This is a genomic window from Myxosarcina sp. GI1 (assembly GCF_000756305.1).
Taxonomy (GTDB): domain Bacteria; phylum Cyanobacteriota; class Cyanobacteriia; order Cyanobacteriales; family Xenococcaceae; genus Myxosarcina.
In genome coordinates this window covers 1-1,480 of record NZ_JRFE01000075.1, presented here as the reverse complement: position 1 = coordinate 1,480, position 1,480 = coordinate 1, and the positions used below count along the sequence as shown (strand labels likewise).

The following is a 1,480-nucleotide window of genomic DNA, read 5'->3' as shown; positions in this document are numbered from 1 at the left end:
TTAGCCTCGAACATTTCTTATAGCAAGTTTGGATTTGTTGGTTTGGCAATGAGTTCTAGTCAATTGCTGGTTGCTTCATTGCTAGCGAAAGACAAAACTATGATTATTTATTCAGCTTCGGTCTTTTTGGGAGTCGATCTTCTGGGCATCTATCGCTGGGTATTTAGTTGAGAAAAGCTTTTAGCTCTTAGCTCTTAGCTCTTAGCTGTTTTAGAATATAAGCAAATGCAAAACTTCACCAATTTACAAGTCTGGCGATCGGCATACGCCGATCCGACGTTCTCCGAACGGCGGCAGTCTCCAGACTGCGCTCATGCTTTTACTATAGACATCTATAAAATAACCAAGGATTTTCCTTCTGAAGAAAAGTTTGGTTTGACCAGTCAGCTACGGAGAGCTTCCATTTCGATTGAGTCAAATTTAGCAGAGGGGTGTGGCAGAAACAGTGATAAAGAATTTGCTCGGTTTGTTTCAATTGCTCAGGGAAGTGCATTGCACCAAGCAAAGCTTGGAAAGTCGTCGAAGACGACGACATGGGCGCGTACGCCCTGCGCTCGTTGCCAATTAATTTTGGCAAAAGATTTAGGTTATGTATCTGAAGACAAGTTTAGTCTTCTAGAGCAAAAAATTCTTGAAATAAATCGAATGTTAAATGCTTTCGAGCGAAAGCTAAGAGCTAAGAGCTAAAAGCTAATAGCTGTGTCTACAGCAATCACGTTATTTAACAAACTTAAAATCAAATCATGAACGAGGATAAACCCCCAAAAATTAAGGTATTGATTGCCGAAGACCAGCAGGTGTTTCGGTATGGACTAGAGAAAGCGATCGAACAGTCACCAGCGATTTCCATAGTAGGTGTTGTTAGCAATGGCAGAGAGGTTTTAGAGCAAGTCGAAGCTTTGATGCCAGACGTAGCAATTTTAGATTCGGTTATGCCTGTTATGGATGGATTGGAAACTGCCAAGCAGTTAGTCGAAGCTTATCCCAACGTGAAAATAATTTTTGTAAGTGCCAGTGTGGAATACGAGCGAATAGCATCGGCATTAAAAGCTGGAGCTTCTGGATATCTTAAAAAGGATAGCCTTGAATTCGACCTGATACCAGCAATAATGGCGGTTAATCGAGACAATGTTTATTTTAGTCCTGAAATTGTCCCGATAATTCAAGAAAGCAACCATTCAGTCGAGGGAAAAAAATCTTATTTTCAGCAAATTTCATTACTGTCAAACGAACGAGAACAATCCTGGTTCGAGACTTGGGAGCTTTGTCTGGCTAAAGAAATAATCTCAAAATGGAGAAGCGAATCAAAACTTGACACTACAGCTAAAAAAGTTCTCGAATCTCTGGCAATTACCAAGCTCGAACTCAAACTGATTGAGATTCCCAATGCAATTAAGTTCGAGGGTCAATTAAATACCTTACCCACAAAACTCAAGAGAGTGGTCGGAGAAACCCAACGAGAATATTTAAGAAGAAATAC

At 40.3% G+C, this 1,480-nt stretch carries 2 protein-coding genes; both read left to right on the top strand.

What is annotated here, in order from left to right:
- Positions 1-225 precede the first annotated feature (225 nt).
- Positions 226-687, top strand: coding sequence for a four helix bundle protein (locus KV40_RS31660; RefSeq protein ID WP_081942925.1), 462 nt, complete (start codon positions 226-228; stop codon positions 685-687).
- 56 nt (positions 688-743) lie between these two features.
- Positions 744-1,480, top strand: a 737-nt coding sequence (locus KV40_RS32900) for a response regulator transcription factor (protein WP_156114301.1), incomplete at its 3' end; no start/stop codon positions are given.